General features: G+C 70.4%; 19 protein-coding genes and 2 pseudogenes. 9 read left to right on the top strand and 12 right to left on the bottom strand.

What is annotated here, in order from left to right:
• Window positions 1–12 precede the first annotated feature (12 nt).
• Together coaD and rsmD are read right to left on the bottom strand one after the other, a co-directional pair.
• Window positions 13–492, bottom strand: a complete 480-nt coding sequence (gene coaD, locus ACFO0C_RS23190) for a pantetheine-phosphate adenylyltransferase (RefSeq protein ID WP_317790494.1) — start codon at window positions 490–492, stop codon at window positions 13–15.
• The gene (gene rsmD / locus ACFO0C_RS23185; RefSeq protein ID WP_378068759.1) at window positions 489–1,052 is read right to left on the bottom strand and encodes a 16S rRNA (guanine(966)-N(2))-methyltransferase RsmD; all 564 of its coding nucleotides are present in this window, start codon (window positions 1,050–1,052) and stop codon (window positions 489–491) included. Before rsmD ends, coaD begins: the two co-directional genes overlap by 4 nt.
• A gap of 315 nt (window positions 1,053–1,367) precedes the next feature.
• On the opposite strand from rsmD, the gene ACFO0C_RS23180 reads away from it, so the two are divergent.
• Together ACFO0C_RS23180 and ACFO0C_RS23175 are read left to right on the top strand one after the other, a co-directional pair.
• Complete coding sequence (locus ACFO0C_RS23180; RefSeq protein ID WP_378068758.1) at window positions 1,368–2,309, top strand: LPXTG cell wall anchor domain-containing protein; 942 nt, start codon at window positions 1,368–1,370, stop codon at window positions 2,307–2,309.
• Window positions 2,310–2,387: 78 nt separating this feature from the next.
• Window positions 2,388–3,689 (top strand): hypothetical protein, encoded by a 1,302-nt coding sequence (locus ACFO0C_RS23175; protein ID WP_378068757.1) that lies wholly within the window; start codon window positions 2,388–2,390, stop codon window positions 3,687–3,689.
• Between the two features lie 51 nt (window positions 3,690–3,740).
• Here the strand turns inward: ACFO0C_RS23175 and recG are convergent, their stop codons facing one another.
• The 3 genes and pseudogenes from recG to ACFO0C_RS23160 all read right to left on the bottom strand — a co-directional run.
• Window positions 3,741–5,915, bottom strand: coding sequence for an ATP-dependent DNA helicase RecG (gene recG, locus ACFO0C_RS23170; protein WP_378068756.1), 2,175 nt, complete (start codon window positions 5,913–5,915; stop codon window positions 3,741–3,743).
• A pseudogene (locus tag ACFO0C_RS23165) lies at window positions 5,912–6,817 on the bottom strand (DAK2 domain-containing protein); the annotation flags it as partial. The gene recG and the pseudogene ACFO0C_RS23165, both read right to left, overlap by 4 nt.
• A gap of 1,005 nt (window positions 6,818–7,822) precedes the next feature.
• Window positions 7,823–8,449, bottom strand: a pseudogene (locus ACFO0C_RS23160) (DAK2 domain-containing protein); the annotation flags it as partial.
• Between the two features lie 157 nt (window positions 8,450–8,606).
• Between ACFO0C_RS23160 and rpmB the strand changes: the two are divergent.
• Complete coding sequence (rpmB, locus tag ACFO0C_RS23155) at window positions 8,607–8,798, top strand: 50S ribosomal protein L28 (RefSeq protein ID WP_026207002.1); 192 nt, start codon at window positions 8,607–8,609, stop codon at window positions 8,796–8,798.
• Window positions 8,799–9,200: 402 nt separating this feature from the next.
• Complete coding sequence (locus ACFO0C_RS23150; RefSeq protein ID WP_378068755.1) at window positions 9,201–10,124, top strand: hypothetical protein; 924 nt, start codon at window positions 9,201–9,203, stop codon at window positions 10,122–10,124.
• 457 nt (window positions 10,125–10,581) lie between these two features.
• Here ACFO0C_RS23150 and ACFO0C_RS23145 read toward each other — a convergent pair whose 3' ends face one another.
• Together ACFO0C_RS23145 and ACFO0C_RS23140 are read right to left on the bottom strand one after the other, a co-directional pair.
• Window positions 10,582–11,040 carry a GNAT family N-acetyltransferase gene (locus tag ACFO0C_RS23145; protein ID WP_378068754.1) on the bottom strand — a complete coding sequence of 153 codons (459 nt, stop codon included), beginning with the start codon at window positions 11,038–11,040 and terminating at the stop codon, window positions 10,582–10,584.
• A 466-nt stretch (window positions 11,041–11,506) separates the two neighbouring features.
• Window positions 11,507–12,445 carry a thiamine-phosphate kinase gene (locus ACFO0C_RS23140; RefSeq protein ID WP_378068753.1) on the bottom strand — a complete coding sequence of 313 codons (939 nt, stop codon included), beginning with the start codon at window positions 12,443–12,445 and terminating at the stop codon, window positions 11,507–11,509.
• Between the two features lie 98 nt (window positions 12,446–12,543).
• On the opposite strand from ACFO0C_RS23140, the gene ACFO0C_RS23135 reads away from it, so the two are divergent.
• A complete protein-coding gene (locus ACFO0C_RS23135) occupies window positions 12,544–12,777 on the top strand; it encodes an Lrp/AsnC ligand binding domain-containing protein (protein ID WP_014447186.1) in 234 nt (77 codons plus the stop codon).
• A gap of 2 nt (window positions 12,778–12,779) precedes the next feature.
• The gene (locus ACFO0C_RS23130; RefSeq protein ID WP_378068752.1) at window positions 12,780–13,406 is read left to right on the top strand and encodes a DUF3515 domain-containing protein; all 627 of its coding nucleotides are present in this window, start codon (window positions 12,780–12,782) and stop codon (window positions 13,404–13,406) included.
• A 5-nt stretch (window positions 13,407–13,411) separates the two neighbouring features.
• Here ACFO0C_RS23130 and ACFO0C_RS23125 read toward each other — a convergent pair whose 3' ends face one another.
• On the bottom strand, window positions 13,412–14,506 hold the full coding sequence (locus ACFO0C_RS23125) for a D-alanine--D-alanine ligase family protein (RefSeq protein WP_378068751.1): 1,095 nt from the start codon (window positions 14,504–14,506) through the stop codon (window positions 13,412–13,414).
• Window positions 14,507–14,626: 120 nt separating this feature from the next.
• On the opposite strand from ACFO0C_RS23125, the gene ACFO0C_RS23120 reads away from it, so the two are divergent.
• Window positions 14,627–15,091: a hypothetical protein gene (locus ACFO0C_RS23120; RefSeq protein WP_378068750.1), complete on the top strand. Its 465-nt coding sequence runs from the start codon at window positions 14,627–14,629 to the stop codon at window positions 15,089–15,091.
• A gap of 10 nt (window positions 15,092–15,101) precedes the next feature.
• Here ACFO0C_RS23120 and ACFO0C_RS23115 read toward each other — a convergent pair whose 3' ends face one another.
• Genes ACFO0C_RS23115 through ACFO0C_RS23100 form a run of 4 tightly spaced genes read right to left on the bottom strand, consistent with a single transcriptional unit; the run spans window position 15,102 to window position 18,278 of the window.
• Window positions 15,102–15,461, bottom strand: coding sequence for a hypothetical protein (locus ACFO0C_RS23115; protein WP_378068749.1), 360 nt, complete (start codon window positions 15,459–15,461; stop codon window positions 15,102–15,104).
• Window positions 15,458–16,567: a cystathionine gamma-lyase gene (locus tag ACFO0C_RS23110; RefSeq protein WP_378068748.1), complete on the bottom strand. Its 1,110-nt coding sequence runs from the start codon at window positions 16,565–16,567 to the stop codon at window positions 15,458–15,460. Before ACFO0C_RS23110 ends, ACFO0C_RS23115 begins: the two co-directional genes overlap by 4 nt.
• The gene (locus ACFO0C_RS23105) at window positions 16,564–17,556 is read right to left on the bottom strand and encodes an NAD(P)H-dependent glycerol-3-phosphate dehydrogenase (protein WP_378068747.1); all 993 of its coding nucleotides are present in this window, start codon (window positions 17,554–17,556) and stop codon (window positions 16,564–16,566) included. The genes ACFO0C_RS23110 and ACFO0C_RS23105 overlap by 4 nt, the downstream gene beginning before the upstream one ends.
• A complete protein-coding gene (locus ACFO0C_RS23100) occupies window positions 17,553–18,278 on the bottom strand; it encodes a lysophospholipid acyltransferase family protein (protein WP_378068746.1) in 726 nt (241 codons plus the stop codon). The genes ACFO0C_RS23105 and ACFO0C_RS23100 overlap by 4 nt, the downstream gene beginning before the upstream one ends.
• Window positions 18,279–18,443: 165 nt before the next feature.
• Here ACFO0C_RS23100 and cofC point away from each other — a divergent pair, with 165 nt between their 5' ends.
• On the top strand, window positions 18,444–19,076 hold the full coding sequence (cofC, locus tag ACFO0C_RS23095) for a 2-phospho-L-lactate guanylyltransferase (RefSeq protein WP_378069126.1): 633 nt from the start codon (window positions 18,444–18,446) through the stop codon (window positions 19,074–19,076).
• 20 nt (window positions 19,077–19,096) lie between these two features.
• Window positions 19,097–19,294: a cold-shock protein gene (locus ACFO0C_RS23090; protein WP_378068745.1), complete on the top strand. Its 198-nt coding sequence runs from the start codon at window positions 19,097–19,099 to the stop codon at window positions 19,292–19,294.

Raw genomic sequence — 19,294 nt, 5'->3', positions numbered from 1 at the left:
CTGCAGAGCCGCCTAATTCTGCTTCAACCGGCCCACCAGGCGTGCCAGCACGTTGTCCGGCAGGTACGACGAGGCGTCGCCACCCCACTTGACCACGTCTTTGACCAGGCTGGACGACAGGAACGAGTAGAGCGGGTTGGTCGGCATGAAAAGTGTCTCCACACCGGAGAGCCCGATGTTCATCTGCGCCATCTGCAGCTCGTAGTCGAAGTCACTGACCGCGCGCAGGCCCTTGACCACCACCGCGGCACCCTGCGCGCGGCAGAAGTCGACCAGCAGACCGTGGAAGGACGCGACCCGGACGTTGCCGTACTCGGCCGTCGCCTCGCGGAGCATCTCCAGACGCTCCTCGATGGTGAACAGCCCGGTCTTCGACTGGTTGATGAGGACACCGATGATGACCTCGTCGAAGAGCCGGCTGGCCCGTCCGATGATGTCGAGATGCCCGTTGGTGACCGGGTCGAAGGAGCCTGGACACACCGCTCGTCTCATGATCGGCGACCGTACCAAAGCGTGGTCTCGCCATAACGCCGGGTACGGTCCCCGGCCAGACCGTCCACCCAGCTCAGCGGCTCACCGCGGGTGGATCGCTCGAAAATCACGACGGCGTCCGGCGCCAGCCATCCGTTGGCCACCAGCTCCTGCTGCACGGTGGTGATCTCGTCGTCCCCCACCGCGTACGGCGGATCGGCGAAGACCACGTCGTACGGTCCACCGGACGGCGGATCCCCGAGCACCTGGAGAACCTTGCCGGTCACCAGCTTCGCGGCCGGGCCGACGCGGAGCGCGACGATGTTGTCACGGATCGCGCGGGCCGCCTTGGCGTCCGACTCGACCAGGAGTGCGTGGACGGCACCCCGGGAGAGCGCCTCGAGTCCTATCGCACCGGATCCGGCATAGAGGTCGGCGACTCGCGCACCGGACAATTCGGTCATTGTCTCCAGCGAGCTGAAGAAGGCCTCCCGGACCCGGTCCGATGTGGGCCTGGTGAGTGCGCCGGGCGGAGCGGAGAGCCGCCGGCCGCCGTGTGCGCCCGCGATAATCCTGGTCATCACAAGGGACGCTACTTCACCAGCCCCGAGGGGCCATGGTGGCGTGAGTTTTTACCTCCCCGCGAGCACTACGGGCGACGATACGGTTCCGTTCGGTACAACGAAGATCTCAGATGTGCAACAACACCCTTAGCCGAGGCTGAGACGTTTCTTTGATCTCGGGAAATGACTAAGGTCGGGCGACGTTGCGGGTGCGTTCTATCGTCCCCGCCGATGACGTGGGGAGGCGTCGTCGCCCGGTTCGCTTCATCCACCAGCGACACCGTGCTCTCTTCCCCGCTCACTCCTTTTCTACCCCCATACACAGGAGATGGCGTGAACGTGTCCAAGTCCCCGCTCCGCCGGGCGTCCGCCCTCGTCGCCGGGTCCCTCATCGGTCTCGCCGGCGTCGCGGTCTTCGCTACCCCGGCTCTGGCTCACCACAGCACCGTGTCGGGTTCGGCATCGTGTGACCAGGAGTCCGGCAAGTGGGTCGTCGAGTGGACCGTCAACGCCATCGGCGACGGTTCGCAGGGCCAGACCTTCCAGTTCACCCAGGTGGACCTGACCCCGGCCGGCACCACGCTGGACAACCCGGTGATCGCTGTGAACGCCGCGGCCCAGCCCGCCGGCGTGCCGATCACCGCGAAGCAGCTCGTCCCCGGTGACGCCGCCAGCTCGTCGCTGACCATCGCGTCCCAGTGGAGCAACGGCTTCCAGGACAAGAAGCCGGCGTCCTCCACCGTCGAGTTCGGCGAGAAGTGCGTGAAGACCCCGGACGAGGAGCCGAGCACCCCGGCCGAGGAGCCGAGCCCGTCGCCGAGCACCCCGTCGGAGGAGCCGAGCACCCCGCCGGTCGAGATCCCCGAAGAGGTCCCGGCCGAGCCGATCCTCGACATCACCTGCGACACCATCTCGATCGGTGTCGACAACACCAAGAACGACACCCCGTTCACGGTGGAGTACAAGACCAGCAAGGGCGAGGAGCGCACGCTCGTCGTCAAGCCGGGCGAGTCGAAGTCCGAGAAGTTCAGCGCGACCGAGGGCTTCTTCGTCGAGGTGACCTTCACCGTCGAGTTCGAGGGCAAGACCTACAGCTCCTCCGGCACCATCCCGTGGACCGAGCCCGAGGAGGGCTGCGACGACGGTGAGGGTGGCGGCCTGCCCGTCACCGGTGCCGCCGCTGGTGGCGTCGCCGCCGGTGCCGCCGGTCTGCTGGTCATCGGTGGGGCTCTCTTCTTCGTCGCGCGTCGTCGCAAGGTGAAGTTCACCGCCTGATAACAGCTGCAAACCGGGGGCGCGTCGAATCTTGCATTCGACGCGCCCCCGCCCATTTCCCCTCAAGATGGAGCACGAATGAAGAAGTTCCACCGCGTAGCGGCGATCGCGGCCGCCGCGCTGGTCGGCCTCAGTGGGCTGGCCGGGTTCTCCTCCCCGGCCGGCGCGACCGGCGCCGACTGTGTCACCGCAGCCGAAGCCAAGTACCAGCACACCTTCAACGGCCCCGCCGGGACCGCCAGCATCGAGATCACCAACGGGCCGCTCTGTGCCGGCCAGGAGCAGGCGTTCTCGCTCGTCTCCTACACGGCCCCCTCGGCGAAGTTCTCGGTCCCGCAGTACGTCCTCGAGTCCTCGACGGACAGGCTGACCGCCCCGACCGGCGCGGAGAAGCTCACCCGCAGCAAGCTCGAGTTCAAGGTCGAGGTGCCGGAGTGCTTCACTCAGGTCGACTTCGTGTTCGGCGACCAGATCATCGACCCGCTCACCGACAAGAGCGACCGCTACAACGACCGCAAGGTCGGCAGCCAGAACGGTGAGGGCTCGCGCTCCACGGCCAAGCCCGGCAACCCGCAGAGCGCCTGGTACAACGGCGGATCCGGCACCTGTGTGGCAGCGCCCGCGGTCGAGGCCCTGTCCGACTGCGACGGCACCGTCACGCTCAAGCTGATCAACCGGAGCACCTCCAGCGCCCCGTTCGTGATCACCGCCGACAACGGCTTCAGCAAGACCGAGACTCTCGCGGTCCGCGCCGAGCCGGTCAGCGTCACCGTGCCGGCCGCCGACGCCGGGAACATCCGCGTGACCTCGCGCGGCACCGAGCTCTTCCAGGGTGGCTGGACCAAGCCGGAGGACTGCAAGACCCCCGAGGTCGGCAAGCCCGAGGGCTCCGTGACCAGCGACTGCAACGGGCTCACCTTCACCGTGAAGAACCCGGAGAACGGCGCGGTCGTCACCGCCACCTTCACCCCGAACCAGGGTGCGGCGCAGACCGTCACCGCTCAGCCGGGCGACACCAAGATCGTCGTCTTCAAGGGTTTCGAGGGCCTCAAGGTCACCGTCTCCAACGGCCTGGACGTCCTGAACGGTGAGGTCGTCTGGACCGAGCCGAAGGACTGCTCGGCCGAGAGCAGCCCGTCGGCGACGCCGTCCCAGACACCGTCCGAGACCCCCTCGGCGACCCCGTCCGAGTCGGTCTCCACGAGCACCAGCACCAGCCCGGTCGCGACCACCCCGGTCGCCGGTGACGACGAGGACGGCTCGCTGCCGCTGACCGGCTCCGCCGCCGCCGGCATCGCGGGCGGCGCGTTCCTGCTGCTCGTCGCGGGTGCCGTGCTGTTCATCCTGGCTCGTCGCCGCAAGGTGAACTTCACCGCGTGAGTCCTGCCCGGGCGCGGTCGGCAGTCGTGATCGGCTGCCACCGCGCCCGGGTCAGCCCTTCTCCAGATACTCGGCGCGGTCCTCGTCGACCAGCGCGGCGACCGAGGCCGCCAGCGCCGGGTACCGGGTGAGATCGGGGTCGTCGCCGATCAGATCGGACGCCTCGGCCCGGGCCTCCTTGATCAGTTTCTCGTCGCGGAGCAGCGACAGCAGCCGCAGATGCGAGTGCTTGCCGGACTGCGACGCGCCCAGCACATCGCCCTCCCGCCGCTGCTCCAGATCGATTTCGGACAGCTTGAAGCCGTCGGTCGTCGAGGCCACCGCGTCCAGCCGCTCCCGTGCCGCCGAGCCCTCGACCGCCTCGGTGTGCAGCAGGCAGATGCCCGGCGCCGAACCCCGGCCCACCCGGCCACGCAACTGGTGCAATTGGGACACCCCGAAGCGGTCCGCGTCCAGGATCAGCATCACCGTCGAGTTGGGCACGTCCACACCGACCTCGATGACCGTGGTCGCCACCAGCACATCCAGATCGCCGGCCGCGAAGGAGCGCATCACCGCGTCCTTCTCCTCCGGCGGCATCCTGCCGTGCAGGGCCGCGATCCGCAGACCCTTCAGGTACTCGTCCCGCAGCAGCGGCAGCACCTCGGTCACCGCCAGCGGCGGGCGGCGCGACGGCTCGTCGTCCTTCGGCGGCGTCTCCTCGTCCTCGCCGATCCGCGGGCACACCACGTACGCCTGGTGGCCGGCCTTCACCTCCTCCTTGATCCGCACCCAGGCGCGGTCCAGGTAGGCCGGTTTCTCCAGGGCCGGCACGACGTGCGAGGCGATCGGCGAGCGACCACGGGGCAACTGCGACAGCACCGAGGTCTCCAGGTCGCCGTAGACGGTCATCGCCACCGTCCGCGGGATCGGGGTCGCCGTCATCACCAGCACGTGCGGGGGCCTCGCCGCCTTCGCCCGCAGCGCGTCCCGCTGCTCCACCCCGAACCGGTGCTGCTCGTCCACCACCACCAGGCCGAGATCCTTGAAGTCGACACCCTCGTACAGCAGCGCATGGGTGCCCACGACGATGCCGGCGGTCCCGTCGGCGACCTTGGCCAGCGCCGCACGCCGGGCCGCCGCACCCAGCGAGCCGGTGACCAGGGTGAGCTGCGTGCCCTCCGGATCACCGTCCAGCTCACCGGCCCGGCCCAGCGCGCCCAGCTGGGCACTGATGCCGCGGAAGTGCTGGGTGGCCAGGACCTCGGTCGGCGCCAGCAGCGCGGCCTGCCCGCCCGCATCGACCACCTGCAGCATCGCCCGGACCGAGACCAGGGTCTTACCGGAACCGACCTCACCCTGCAGCAACCGGTGCATCGGGTGCGGGCGAGCCAGGTCCGCGGCGATCTCCTCGCCCACGTCCCGCTGCCCCTCGGTCAGCTCGTACGGCAACCCGGCGTCGAACTTCACGAGCAACCCGGCGTCCGCCCGGGGCCGGGCGGTGCCGGGCGCCGCGGCCGCCTTCGCTCGCCGTTGCACCAGCGTCAGCTGTACGGCGAAAGCCTCATCCCACTTCAGCCGGTGCTTCGCCGAGTACAGCGAGGGGTCGGAGCTCGGCCGGTGGATCTCCCGCAGCGCCGTCCCGATACCGACCAGGTTCCGTTTCGCCCGGATCTCCGCCGGCATCGGATCCTCCGGCGGCTCGAACGTGTCCAGCAGCGTCCGCACACACTTGGCGATCACCCAGGTCGGCACCGCCTGCGCCGCCGGATAGACCGGGATCAGCGCCCCCGCGAACTCCTCGATCTCGGCCGCCGCGTCGTCCTTCGACGCGTCCGCACTGAGCAGCTGATAGGCCGGGCCGTTGAGCTGCCGTTTCCCCCGGAACTCGGTCACCTTGCCGGCGAACAACCCCCACACGCCCTTGCGCAGCTCCCGCTCACGCCAGGCCTGGTTGAAGAACGTGCACGTCAGCGTGGCGCCCGAGCCGTCACCGATGGTCACCTCGAGCATGTTGCCGCGGCGCTGCCGCATCGGCTTCACGCTCATCCCCTGCACCTGCGCCAGTACCGTGACCTGCTCGTCCACCTGAAGACTGCGCAGATCGGTGTGCTCGCCGCGCTGGTCGTACCGCCGGGGGAAGTGATAAATCAGATCACCCGCCGTGTGCAGATCGAGGTGATCCTCGAGGGCCTTGGCGGTCTTCGCACCCAGCACCTTGGTCAACGGGGTGTCGGTCGTGGTCATTCGACTCCTGCCAGCAGGTGGTAACGGGGCTGACCGCCCGCGTAGCACTGCACCTCGATGAACGGCCAGGTGCGGTGCACGTGACCGTTCAGGACATCCTCGAACCCGGGCGGCGCGTCCGCGCCCAGCACCAGGGTCACCAGCTCGCCGCCACCGCCGAGCATCCGGTCCAGCAGACGGCGGCTCACCTCGGTGACATCCTGGCCGATCACGTGCACCTCACCGTCGACCAGGCCGAGCAGATCACCGGCACGACACTGGCCGGCCACCGTGAACGCGTCCCGCTGCGCGGTACAGACCTCCCCGTAACGGCAGGCGCCGGCCGCCTCCGCCATCGCGATCACGTCATCGGCGAACGGGCGCTGCACGTCCCGCACGGCCAGAGCGGCGAGCGCCTGCACCGGCGACCGGGTCGGGACGACACTCACCCGGACCCCCGCGGCCTCGGCCTCCCGGGCCGCCGACACCGCGACCGCGTGCGTGTTCGCGTCGTTCGGCAGCAGCACCACCGAACGCGTACCCGTCGCATGGATCGCCGCCAGCATCTCGGCCGTCGACGGATTGCGGTCCACCACGACGGCCCCCTCCGCCTCGAACAGCGCCGTGAGCCCGTCGCCGGCGGCGACGACCACGGCGCCCCGCTGATCACTTCCGGTCCGCTTCTCCTCGAGCAGGGTGACATTTATCCGGTACGGCCGCCCGGCGACGATTCCCGCCTCGATAGCCGGGCCGACCTCGGTGACATGAACGTGCACATTCCAGGTAGGCGGATCCCCGTCCCCGGTCCCCACCACGACGAGCGAGTCCCCCAGTCGCCCCAGAGTCACCCGAAGCCGCTCGACGGCATCCTCAGTGGCGTCCAACAGATACTGAACCTCGAACCCATACCCCGAACACCCCGCTTCCCCGTCCCGCCCACCCGCTGCGGAGCCCTCACCGCGCCCCAAACCACCGCCCGACCCGACACCGCCGGCCGACCCGAAGTCCTCACCGCGCCCGAAACCACCGCCCGACCCGACACCGCCGGCCGACCCGGAGCCCTCACCGCGCCCCAAACCACCGCCCGACCCGACACCCCCCGCCGACCCGGAGCCCTCACCCCGCCCCAAACCACCGCCCGACCCGACACCCCCGGCCAACCCGGAGCCCTCACCCCGCCCCAAACCACCGCCCGACCCGACACCCCCGGCCAACCCGGAGCCCTCACCCCGCCCGAAACCACCGCCCGACCCGACACCCCCGGCCAACCCGGAGCCCTCACCCCGCCCGAAACCACCGCCCGACCCGACACCCCCGGCCAACCCGCCATGCCCGCCTTGTCCTGTGGCCTCGGACTCCGCGACGCTCTCACTTTGCCCGGCACCTCCGGACTGCCCAACCTGCCTGTTTTGCTCCGCGCTCCCTGTCTGTCCGACAACGTGGGGCCGTCCACCGGTCCCGGCACCGCCGGGCCGCCAAGCGCCGTCGGCCCGACCAGGTCCCGCGGCTTGCCCGGCGCCTCCGGCCTGTCCGCTCTCCGCACTTCCAGCCTGGCCGTCGCTCTCAGCCTGGCCGTCGCGCTCCGCGGCGTTCCAATGTCCGAAATATCCGTCATATTCGGTGGGGCCGCCGGGCCTGATGGGCCCGGCCGACTCACCGGCCGCAGGCGGTAAGCCATGCACAGGCGTGCCGCTCATCACATCGGCTCCCCCAGCCACACCGGCCGCCGGACCAGCGAAGCCCGGGCCGCCCGCTCCAGGACGACCGTCCTCGCGCACCTCGCCCTCGCGCACCCCGTCCGCACGCACCCCATCCGCACGCACCCCGTCCTCGGGCACGCCACCCTCGCGCACACCGTCCTCGCGCACACCGTCCTCGCGCACACCGTCCTCGCGGACGCTGCGTCTGGTGTCGCCGGCTCTCGTTTCGATCGCCTCGACGAGGGCGTCGAGTAGCAGGCACAGGCCCCGGCCTCCCGCGTCGACGACGCCGGCCCGAGCGAGAACGGGGAGCTGCTGCGGCGTCCGGGCTAGGGCCTCGGTGGCGGCCCGGGCCGCCTCTCTCGCGACGATGCCCAGGTCGTCGGATCTGATCCGGCCGGCGGCCTCCGCGGCGGCAGCCACGACCGAGAGCACCGTGCCCTCGACCGGGCGAGCCACGGCGGCGTAGGCGGCGTCCGTCGCCGTCCGTAGCGCACGGGCCAGCTCACTGCCGCGGACCGCGACCGTGCCGGAGAAGGTGTCGGCCATGCCCCGCAGGATCTGCGAGACGATCACACCCGAGTTGCCGCGGGCCCCGAGCAGGGCACCCCGCGCCATCCGCCGCATGAGCCCGGCCACCCCGTCGTCACCGGCGTGAACCCCGGCTCCGCGGCCGCCGCGAGGCTCCAGCGCCTCATGGGCGGCGGTCAGAGTGAGGACGAGGTTGGTGCCGGTGTCGCCGTCGGGGACCGGGTAGACATTCAGGTCGTCTATCTCACGCTGATGAGCCCGGAGCGCCTCTAGCCCACCGTCGCACCAGCGGCGAACCGCGGCGGCATCGAGGGTCTCCAGCACGCGAAAATCGTACTAACCACCCCTGACAATCGCCGGGCACGCACCCTGACCGGGGGCGATTGGCTGTCGCCCCAGAGAATCGGGTAAGCTCGCCGGGTTGCCTGGGCCATTCTGTCCCCAGGCGCCTTCAGTTTCGAATCACACCCAGGAGTATCCCGTGGCTAGCGTGTGCGACGTCTGTGGCAAGGGACCGGGCTTCGGCCACAACGTGTCCCACTCGCACCGGCGGACCAACCGCCGCTGGAACCCGAACATCCAGTCGGTGCGCACCCCGGCCGGTGGCGGGACCACCAAGAAGCTCAAGGTCTGCACCTCGTGCATCAAGGCCGGCAAGGTCGTCCGCGCCTGACCGAGCCTTCACAGGCCGATCCGAGTAGCCGCTGTCCCTTCGGGGTCGGCGGCTACTCGCTTTCCACCTCGACGCCCACCGATGGCCCCGACGCCACGCCCTTGAGACGTCGCCCTCCTGAACGCCCGCAATCCACAGGCTCCACACCCGCCCGGCCCACCTCCGGCCTTTTGCTCACAGGCCCCACACCTGCCCGGCCTCCCTGCGGCCCTTTTGCCCACAGGCTCCACACCCGCCCCGGCCCACCTCCGGCCTTTTGCCCACAGGCCCCACACCTGCCCGGCCGCCCTGCGCCCCTTTGCCCACAGGCCCAACACCTGCGCGGCGTCCCTCCGGCCCTTATCCACAGGCTGCTGGTGCCTCGCTGGCTCTCGGGCATCTGCCGGGGGCAGCATGGCCGGTGTGCTCACCGACCGCGATCCCCGATTGCTCGCGTTGCTGGCGCGACAGGCCGGCGTGCTCAGCCGGTCCCAGGCCTTGCGCTACCTGACCGGCCGCGTGGTTGAACGCCGCCTCGGGTCCGGGCGCTGGCAGACCGCTCACCGTGGCGTATACGTCGCCCATTCCGGACCGATCGACCGGCAGGCTCGCCGGTGGGTCGCCGCCCTCAGCGTCGGTGCCGGACGGCCTGCACTGCTCGGCGGCCTGTCCGCACTTGAGACAGTGGGATTTCGCGGGTTCACTTCCGAGCGCATCGACGTGCTGGTTCCGGCACGGATCAGCCCCTCCAGCCCACCGAAAGGTGTCATGGTTCACCGCACCACGATCCTTCCCGACTCGGACTTGCACCTGACGGGTCGCCCGCCCGGGACGATGCCGGCTCGATCCCTGATCGATGCGGCACAGTGGGTGTCGTCCGATCGGGGGGCATGGGCCGTCATCGCGGCCGGATTCCAGCAACGGCTGGTGCGCGCCGACGACATTCGGCCGGTTCTCGCTCGGATGCCCCGGGTCCGGCGGAGAGCTCTGATCGCGGAGGCGATCACCTGGTCAGCGGGAGGAGTTCATTCGGCAGCCGAGGCCGATTTTCTCCGTCTGTGTCGGCGGGCCCGACTTCCCGAGCCCACGATGCAACATTCGCGCCTGGACGGGCAGGGCCGCCGGAACTACCTCGACGCCTATTTCCCGGACCATGGCCTGCACGTCGAGATCGACGGCGGCCATCACATCGACGTGCGGCAGTGGTGGGCCGACATGCACCGCCAGAACCAACTCTGGGTCCCCGGCGACCGGATCCTCCGCTTCCCCGCCTGGGCCGTCCGACACCGCCCCGAAGAGGTGGTGGCCCAGCTTGGGGCCGCACTGGCCAACCCTCCAAGATCTTGATCGAATCACCACCGTTCCGGGTATGCCGTTCCCGGTGGCATAGCGGCCAAGATCGTCGCGAAAGCACCCTCCACCGAAATCTTGTCCTTTTCCCACCAAAACCGGTGGCAATGCGGGCAAGATCGCCAGCGCCGCTCTCCGGCGACAAGGACGGCGCTCTCCGAGCGAAGATCTTGACCGTTTTTCTACCGGATCCGGTGGGAAAACGGTCAAGATCGCTGAGGAACGCGGGCGGGCGCGAGCGCCGAGCGGCGCCGACGCACAGCAACGCGGACGCGCAACGGCGCGGGCAGGCGCGGACGCACAACAGCGCGCGCAGGCACGGACGCACAACAACGCGCGCAGGCACGGACGCACAACAACGCGCGCAGGCACGGACGCACAACAACGCGCGCAGGCACGGACGCGCAACGGCGCGGGCACTGAGGGGGACTCTGGGCGGCGTCGCTGGGGCCGGTCAGAGGGACTTGGCGTATGAAAGGACGTCGGGATAGTCCTTGTAGTAGCCGAAGTCGTCGATCCGGGCGTAGCCCGCCGACTCGTAGAGGGCGATCGCCTCCGGCTGGCGGTCTCCGGTCTCCAGGATGACCCGGTTGCAGCCGGCCTCCCGGGCTGAGTCCTCGATGCGCGTGAGCATCCGGCGGGCCACTCCGCGGCCTCGGGCGGCCTTGGTGGTGAACATGCGCTTGAGTTCAGCGTCGTTGCCGCGCCGGCGCCAGCCCGCGCTTCCGATCAGTTGGTCGTCGAGGACCGCGACCAGGAACGCGCCCTGCGGCGGCGTGAAATCAGCGCCGGAGATGGGGCTGTCGTCGCCGCTGCCGCCATACCGCTCGGACAGGTCACGAAGGTTTTCAGCGACGAGTTGCTGCACCGCCGGGTCGTCGAAGTCCGCAGTGATGATCTTGATGTCGTGCACGCCGCAAGACTAGCCACAAAACCGCCCGTCAGCGTTCGCGTGGACGTCCGCGTCTCGAATCGGGCCACAAGCGCCGGCAGCGATCTGTGGCCCATGCGCGGCTCAGATCGGATCACAGGTCACCACACGCACATCATCGCCGGCGGCAGGGCAGGCCAGGTAGCCAGGACAGGTTCCGCGGCAAGGCAGACCGGGTAGCCAGAACCGGCCCCGCGGCAAGGCAGACCGGGTAGCCAGAACCGGCCCCGCGGCAAGGCAGACCGGGTAGCCAGAACCGGCCCCGCGGCAAGGCAGACCGGGTAGCCAGAACGGGCCGGGTGGCAAGGATCGGGCCGGGCGGCCAGGAACGGGCCCGGACGGCCAAGAACGGCCGGGCGGCCAAGAACGGCCGGGCGGCCGGGCGGCCGGGCGGCTGGGGCAGGGACGGACGGCCGTAACGGGCGCGGAAGAGTGGATGGGTGTGGGGTCAGCGGAAGTGGTCCCAGCCGAGGCCTCCGGTCCACGGCTTGTGGTCGACGGTGATGCCGGTTCCGGGGAGGACCGTTCCGATGGGGCGCCAGTGGGGCGGCAGCGCGACGCCCGCCGGGAACGTCGCCGCCAGCGGGTGGTCGTCGCCTCCGGCCAGGAGCCACTGGTACGGGTCGACGCCGAGTGCCTTGGCCGCGTCGCGCATCTGGTCGGGGAGGTCGAACGCCTCACGCCGCACGTCGATGGCGACCCCGCTGGCCTCGGCGATGTGTCCGAGGTCCTGGAGCAGGCCGTCGGAGACGTCGATCATCGAGGTGGCGCCTAGCAGTGCCGCCTCGGGGCCGGCCGCGTACGGGATGGAGGGGCGGCGATACGCCTCCACGAGCAGTTTGGGCGTACGGAATCCGCGGGAGAGAACCGTGAGGCCGGCGGCCGCGTAACCGATCCGCCCCGCGAGAGCCAGGGTGTCGCCGGGTTTGGCGCCGTCGCGGCGGACCGGTGCCGCGCCGCGCAGGTCGCCGAGTGCGGTGACCGCGATGGTGAGGGTGGGGCTGGAGGAGGTGTCGCCGCCGACGACGGTGGCGCCGGTGAGCGCGGCTTCGGCGGTGAGGCCGTCGGCGAGCCCTTCGACCCAGCCGACGTCGAGCCCGGTGGGCACGCAGAGGGCGACGAGCAGCGACGTCGGCACGGCGCCCATGGCGGCGATGTCGGCGAGGTTGGCGGCGGCGGCCCGGTGGCCGACGTCGGCGGCACCGCACCAGTCCCGGCGGAAGTGGCGTCCTTCGACGAGGACGTCGGTGGAGGCGACCACCCGCCCGTCGGGGGTTCTGACCACGGCGGCGTCGTCGCCGGGGCCGATCACTGTGGTTTCTCCGGTGCCGAGCCGGGGAACGATTCGGCCGATCAGCCCGAATTCACCGGCCTCTGCGATGCTCACGTCTAAGTCCTTCGATGGTGGCGTCCCGCTGCCGGGTCGCTTCGTACGGTAGTTTCACGACCGGGGATCACCGACGCAGTGGCGGATTGGAGTCGATCGTGGTCCAGGCATACATCCTCATTCAAACGGAGGTCGGTAAGGCCCGTGACGTGGCCGCCGCGATCGAGAAGATACCGGGGGTGGTTCGGGTCGACGCGGTGACCGGGCCGTACGACGTCGTCGTGCTGACCGAGGCGCACACCGTCGACGAGTTGGGTGGGCTGATTGTGAGCAAGGTCCAGTACGTTCCGGGCATCACGCGGACGCTCACCTGCTCCGTGGTAAACCTCTGACTATGGTGGATGTGGACACGCCGAGGACGGCGCCGGGGAAAGACCCGGTCAAGAGGGCCGCTGCCCTTTGGGCGACGGCGGTGGCCGTTCCGGTGACGCTGCTCGTCGGCGTGGTCGCGTTCCTCACCATCATGCCGGATGATCCGGACAAAACCGAAAAAGCGGCCATTCCGGTGCCGTCAACTCCCGTGGTGATGGACGCGCCGAAACTCGACGAGCAGACCGCCCGGGTCTGTCTCGCGGTGACGTCCCAGCTGCCGGAGAAGATCCGGGACCTGCCGGGCCGCCCGGTGAGCGCCGGCCCCGAGCAGAACGCGGCTTACGGCGAGCCCGCGATCACGGTCTCCTGCGGGGTGCCGCAGCCGGTCATGTGCACCACACCGGAGGACACCACGCCCGGCTGCGTCGCCATGGACACCGAGCTGCTGATCATGAACAACGTGTGCTGGTATGCGGCGCCGGGCGCGGACACGGCCACCATCACCACGATGGACCGTGAGGTCCCCGTGCGGGTGACCGTGCCGGGCACCTACGAGAACCCGGCCCAGTGGGCCAACGAGTTCTCCGACACGGTCGTCGCTACGGTCAAGTCGAAGGCGATCGGCAGCATGCCGAGCGGCTGCGAGTAACCGGATCAGTGCAGGCCGGTGCCCCGTCGCAGCGCGGTCCGGATCAGCCGGTCGACGACCTTGGGATATTCCAGCCCGGTGGCCGCCCACATCCGGGGGAACATCGAGTTCGGCGTCATCCCGGGCATGGTGTTGATCTCGTTGAGGTAGATCTCGCCGGCCTCGGTCACGAAGAAGTCGACCCGGGCCAGGCCGGCGCAGTCCAGCGCGGTGAAGGTGCGCAGCGAGTACTCCTGGATCTGCCTCGTCAGCTCGGCGGGCAGGTCGGCGGGGACGGTGTAACGGCCACCCACCAGGTATTTCGTCTCGAAGTCGTACCACTCGACGTCGTCGATGTGGATCTCCGACAGCACTGAGGCCTCCGGCTCCCCGCCGGCCTCACCCTCGAGCACCCCGCACTCGATCTCGCGGCCCACGAGCGCCGCCTCGACGAGCACCTTCGGGTCGATGGTGCGGGCCTCGGCGATCGCGGCGTCGAGGTCGGCCCAGTCGGTGACCTTGGTGATGCCCAGCGACGACCCGGCCCGCGACGGCTTCACGAAGACGGGCAGGCCCAGCCGCTCCTTGTCGGCCTCGGACAGCGACATCCCGGCGCGGAGCACCGCATAGGGCCCGACCGGGATGCCCTCGGCGGCCGCCAGCTTCTTGGTGAACTCCTTGTCCATGGCCGCCGCCGACGCGAACACGTTGGCGCCCACGTACGGAATACCGGCCATCTCCAGCATGCCCTGGATCGTGCCGTCCTCGCCGTAGGCGCCATGCAGCACCGGGAACACCACGTCCACACCGGCCAGCTCGGACACGCCGTCGGCGGGCTCCCGCACGATCAGGTCGGTCGCCGTCGGGTCGGCGGAGAGCACGATCGCGTTGCCCGACTCGGCGGTGATCTCCGGCAGTCGCCGGCCGCTGATCGCGAGTTGCGACGTGTCACCCGAAGCGAGGACCCAGCGCCCCTCACGGGTGATTCCGACCGGGACCACCTCGTACTGATCAGGGTCCAGAGCGCCCAGGATCGCACCCGCGCTGACGCAGGAAATGGCGTGCTCAGTGCTGCGACCGCCGAAAACGATCGCGACGCGGGTCTTGCGGGGGGACGTCACTTCTCTCTGCGCCTTCCAGCTAGCGGGCGTGCCGGGGGTGACCCTACTCTGCGTAGGCCGAATTGGGGATTCGTGACAGCGCCGTTGAGCAACGTGCAAGTCAGGGAGGACGAAGCGTTCATGGCTCCAGCACTCCACGTGATCGCCGGCCCGGGCCCGGGTCAGCTCGCGACGATGGCCCATCCGGCGGACGAGCCGTGGTCACCGCAGGAGCTGGGCGCGCTCGCGCGTGCCGGGGTGCAGGTGCTGGTGTCGTCGGCCGCACCCGGGCCGGACACCGCCGGCATCGAGGTGGTGCCGTTCCCGCCGACCGCGGCGTCGTCCTCGTCGAAGGAGATCTCGTCGAAGGATATGCAGCAGGAGGCGAACCAGGTGGTCGCCCTGGCCATCCGTCTCGCCCGTGAGGTCCGGGCCGGCCGTTTCGTGGTCACCCAGGCGGCCACCGACAACGGGCGCTCGACGCTGCTGGCCACGATGACGCTGGCCCTGCTCGGCATCCGCCCGGGTGAGGCGCTGCGACGCACGGCACCGGGTGGCGACATCGCCCCCGACTGGCTGCACGATTTCGTCGCCACCCACGGCTGAAAGACACCGGCTACGCGGTGAAGGTCTGGGGCAGGGCTCCGGTGTCCCACAGGGAGTCCAGATGGGCCAGGAAACCGGTGAGACTGCGTTCCAGCTCGCGCCGTGCGACCGGGTCCAGGGCGGCCAGCGGGTCGGAGAAGATCAGCCCGTCCGGGTGGCGGGCGCGGGTACCCACGAACTTGTCGCAGGCAGCGCACCAGACATAGCTGACCAGGGTCGGCCGTTTGGCGTTCTCCGGCGCCGTGACGTAGGTGCGCAGCCGCCGTTGCCCGCAGGCCGGGCAGTCCCGCTCCCCCGGCTCGGCGAAGAAACTGGCGCCCTGGGTGAGTGCCGCCACCTCGTCACCGTCGAAACTGCTCCACGCCGTCACGAGGCGAGCGCCGCGGTGATGTCGGCGATCAGGTCGGCGGTGTCCTCGATACCGCAGGAGAACCGCACGAACCCGGCCGGCGTGTCGTCACCCCACTGTGCTCGCCGGTCGGCCGTGGTGTGCACGCCACCGAACGACGTGGCAGCGAACACCAGCTTCGCCGCCGACAGGAACCGTCCGACCCGTTCGGCCGAGCCCAGGTCGAACGACACCACTCCGGGGATGCGCCGCATCTGCGCCGACGCGATCGGGTAGGACGGGTCGGACGGCAGCCCCGGCCAGCGCACCCCGGTCACGTCGTCGCGGGACAGCAGCAGCTCGGCGACAGCCGCCGCGTTCGCGGTCTGCCGGGCCAGCCGCAGGTCGAGCGTGGCGATCGAGCGGTGGGCCAGCCACGCGTCGAACGCCCCGGGCACGGCACCGGTCTGCTTGCGCCAGGTCTCCACCCGCGCCAGCAGCGCAGGGTCGGTCGCCGACACGTATCCGAGCAGGACGTCGGAGTGACCGGTGAGCGCCTTGGTGCCGGAGGCGACGACCAGGTCGGCCCCGAGCGTGAGCGGGTTCTGCCCGAGCGGCGTGGCGGTCGTGTTGTCCACCGCGACGAGCGCCCCGGCGGCGTGCGCGGCCTCGGACAGCGCCCGGATGTCGCACACGTCGAGGCCCGGGTTGGCCGGTGTCTCCAGCAGCACGAGCCGTACGCCGGCGAAGTCGGGGTAGGGCCCGGCCGTCGGCACCGCCACGGAACGGACACCCAAATCCCGGAGGAAACCGTCGGCGAACGCCCGTACCGTGAAATAGCCGTCCGAAGGGATCGCCACGGTGTCACCGGATCGCAGAACCGCGAGGAGAAGCGCGGTTATCGCGGCCTGGCCGCTGGAGAAGACGAGCGTCGGCCCGCCCTCCAGGGCGCCGATCGCCGACTCCAGCGCCTCACGGGTGGGGTGCTCGGTCCGCGCGTAGCCGTTCGACCCCGGCCCGGTGACCGGGTCGAGGTGGTAGGGCGCGGCGAACACCGGCCCGGGCAGGAACGGCTCACCCACCTCCGGAGCGGGGAGACCGGCGTGGACCGCGCGGGTTCCGTCGGAGAAGGAGGAAAGGGAACTCACTCGGGTTTCATCTCCCGTGTCATCAGCAGTTTGACCGCGATGCGCGGGTCCACCCCTTCGTGGCACACGCGCTCGACCTGCTCGACGATCGGCATCTCGACACCGTTCGCCCGGGCCAGATCGCGGATGGACAGGCAGCTCTTGACGCCCTCGGCGGTCTGCCGGGTCGCGGCCTGCGCCTGTTCCAGGGACTCGCCGCGGCCCAGGTGCTCACCGAACATCCGGTTGCGGGCCAGCGGCGACGAGCAGGAGGCGACCAGGTCGCCGAGACCGGCCAGGCCGGCGAAGGTGAGCGGGTCGGCGCCGAGCGCCACACCGAGGCGGGCGGTCTCGGCGAGACCGCGGGTGATCAGCGAGGCGCGGGTGTTGTCACCGAGACCGAGCGAAACCGCCATGCCGTACGCCAGCGCGATCACGTTCTTGCAGGCGCCCCCGAGCTCGCACCCGATCACGTCGTCGCTCGTGTACGGCCGGAAGTACGGCGTGGCGAGGGCGTGCTGGACCTGCTTGGCCCGGCCCTCGTCGGAGCACGCCACGACGGTCGTGGTGGGCTGCCCGGCGGCGATCTCGGGAGCCACGTTGGGACCGGAGACGACCACCACCCGCTCCGGGGCGACACCGGCGGTCTCGACGATCACCTCGCTCATCCGTTTGAGGGTGCCGAGCTCGATGCCCTTCATCAGGGAGACGACGGTGGAGTCGGCGGGGAAGAGCCCGGCCCAGTCGGCGAGGTTGCCCCGCAGGGTCTGCGACGGCACCGCGATGGCGATCACCTCGGCCGCGGCGAGCGCCTCGGCCAGGTCGGTCGTGGCGGTCACGCTCTCGGCGAGCCGGACGCCCGGCAGGGAGCCCTCGTTGCCGCGGGTCTCGCGGATCTCGGTGGCCACGGCTTCCCGCCGGGCCCACATGGTCACCGACGATCCGGCGTCACCGAGCACCTTGGCGAACGCCGTACCCCAGGATCCGGATCCGATGACGGCGGCCTTCATGGCGCTTCCTCCGAGGTTGTGGCCCGTCGTGCGGGCCGGTCGTAGAGCGCCGGCGCTTCGCCGTCGCGGATCTCGCCGAGCAGGTCCCGGACGTCCAGCATGATCTTCTCGGTCATCTCGTCCAGCACCGCCCGGGTCGGTTCGAGGCCGGCCCAGCGGCTCAGGTCGACCGGCTCGCCGGTGGTGACGGTGACGTGCGAACGGCGCAGTTTCAGTTTGTTGGTCCGCGGGTCGAAGATCGCCTGCGGACCCCAGTTGGCGATCGGCACGACGGGCGCCCCGGTGAGCAGGGCCAGCCGGGCCGCGCCGGTCTTGCCGCGCATCGGCCACAGGTCGGGGTGCCGGGTCGTGGTGCCCTCCGGGTAGATCACCACGGCACCGCCCTCGTTCAGCGCGTCGACCAGGGTGTCCAGCGACTTCACCGCCTCCACACTGCCCCGCTCGACCGGGATCTGCCGGGTCTTGGTCAGCAGGAACCCGATCACCGGCACCTTCCACACGCTGGCCTTGCCGAGGAACCGCGGCCACCGCCCGGACCGGAAGATGTAGTGCGCGACGACGAGCGGATCGAAGTGCGACACGTGGTTGGGCACGAGGATGACCGGGCCGGTGGCCGGGACGCGGTCCTGCCGGAGCCAGGTCTTGCTCGTCAGGGCCGTCATGACCGGGATCACCAGCATCACGGCGACACGCTGCCAGAAGCCGAGCCTGAGCTGTGCCACGGCGTCCCCCGTCCCTCGAACGGCGACGTCCACGCCGCCTCCCCACGTTCACCTGCGACGAAATCATGCCCGCTCACGTCCCGGCGGACCAGGCAGGGGTCTTTCGAATCACGTGTGTGGGGCCCGCGGTCGCACTGATCGTTCGGGCAGGATGGTCAGGTGCAGATGTGGACGGCGGTGATCCCGGTCAAACGGCTCGGAGCGGCGAAGACTCGGCTGCGCGGCGCCGTGCCGGCCGACCGTCATCCGGAGCTGGCCCTCGCCATGGTGCGTGACACCGCGGCCGCGGTGCTGTCCGCCTCCTCGGTCGCCGGCCTGCTGGTGGTGACCGACGATCCGGAGGTCGGTGCCGCGGTGCGGGGACTCGGTGCCCGGGTGGTGGCCGATCCGGGCGGCGGGCTCAACGCGGCGATGCGGTTCGGCGCGGACGAGGCGGCCGGTCTGTCGGCGCACCGGGTGGTGCTCGCCGGCGATCTGCCCGCCCTGCGCCCGGGCCAGCTGGACGAGGCGCTGAGCCGGGTGTCCGGCCGGGCCTTCGTGCCGGACGCGGCCGGGATCGGGACGGTGCTGCTGGCCGCTCCGGCACGGTGGGCGCTCGATCCGCGGTTCGGCGGTCCGTCGGCGGCGGCTCACGCCGGATCGGGGGCGGCGCTGCTGCACGGCGACTGGCCCGGCCTCCGGCAGGATGTCGACACGGCGGCCGATCTGGACGCGGTGCTCGGCCTGGGTGCGGGCGAGCAGACCTGCGGGCTCCTGCGGGAGCTGGGCCGCGCGACGGCATGCGCGCCGGCCGCCTGATACGGGTAGCGTTCCGTTCCATGCAGGGCACGATCGCGACTTTCGACACAGATTCCCGCAGCGGCACGCTGTTGCTCGACGACGGCACCCCGCTGGCTTTCGGCGCGGAGGCGTTCCAGCGCTCCGGCCTGCGTCTTCTTCGTCTCGGCCAGCGCGTGACGGTCGAGTCGGACGCGACTGGTGTGGTTTGGCGGGTGTTAATTCCCGGAGTAGCTTGA

This window comes from Actinoplanes subglobosus (genome assembly GCF_042650585.1).
In the GTDB taxonomy this organism is placed as follows: Bacteria; Actinomycetota; Actinomycetes; order Mycobacteriales; family Micromonosporaceae; genus Actinoplanes; species Actinoplanes subglobosus.
The sequence above is the reverse complement of the archived record's forward strand: the minus strand, read 5'-3'. Positions and strand labels throughout refer to the sequence as shown.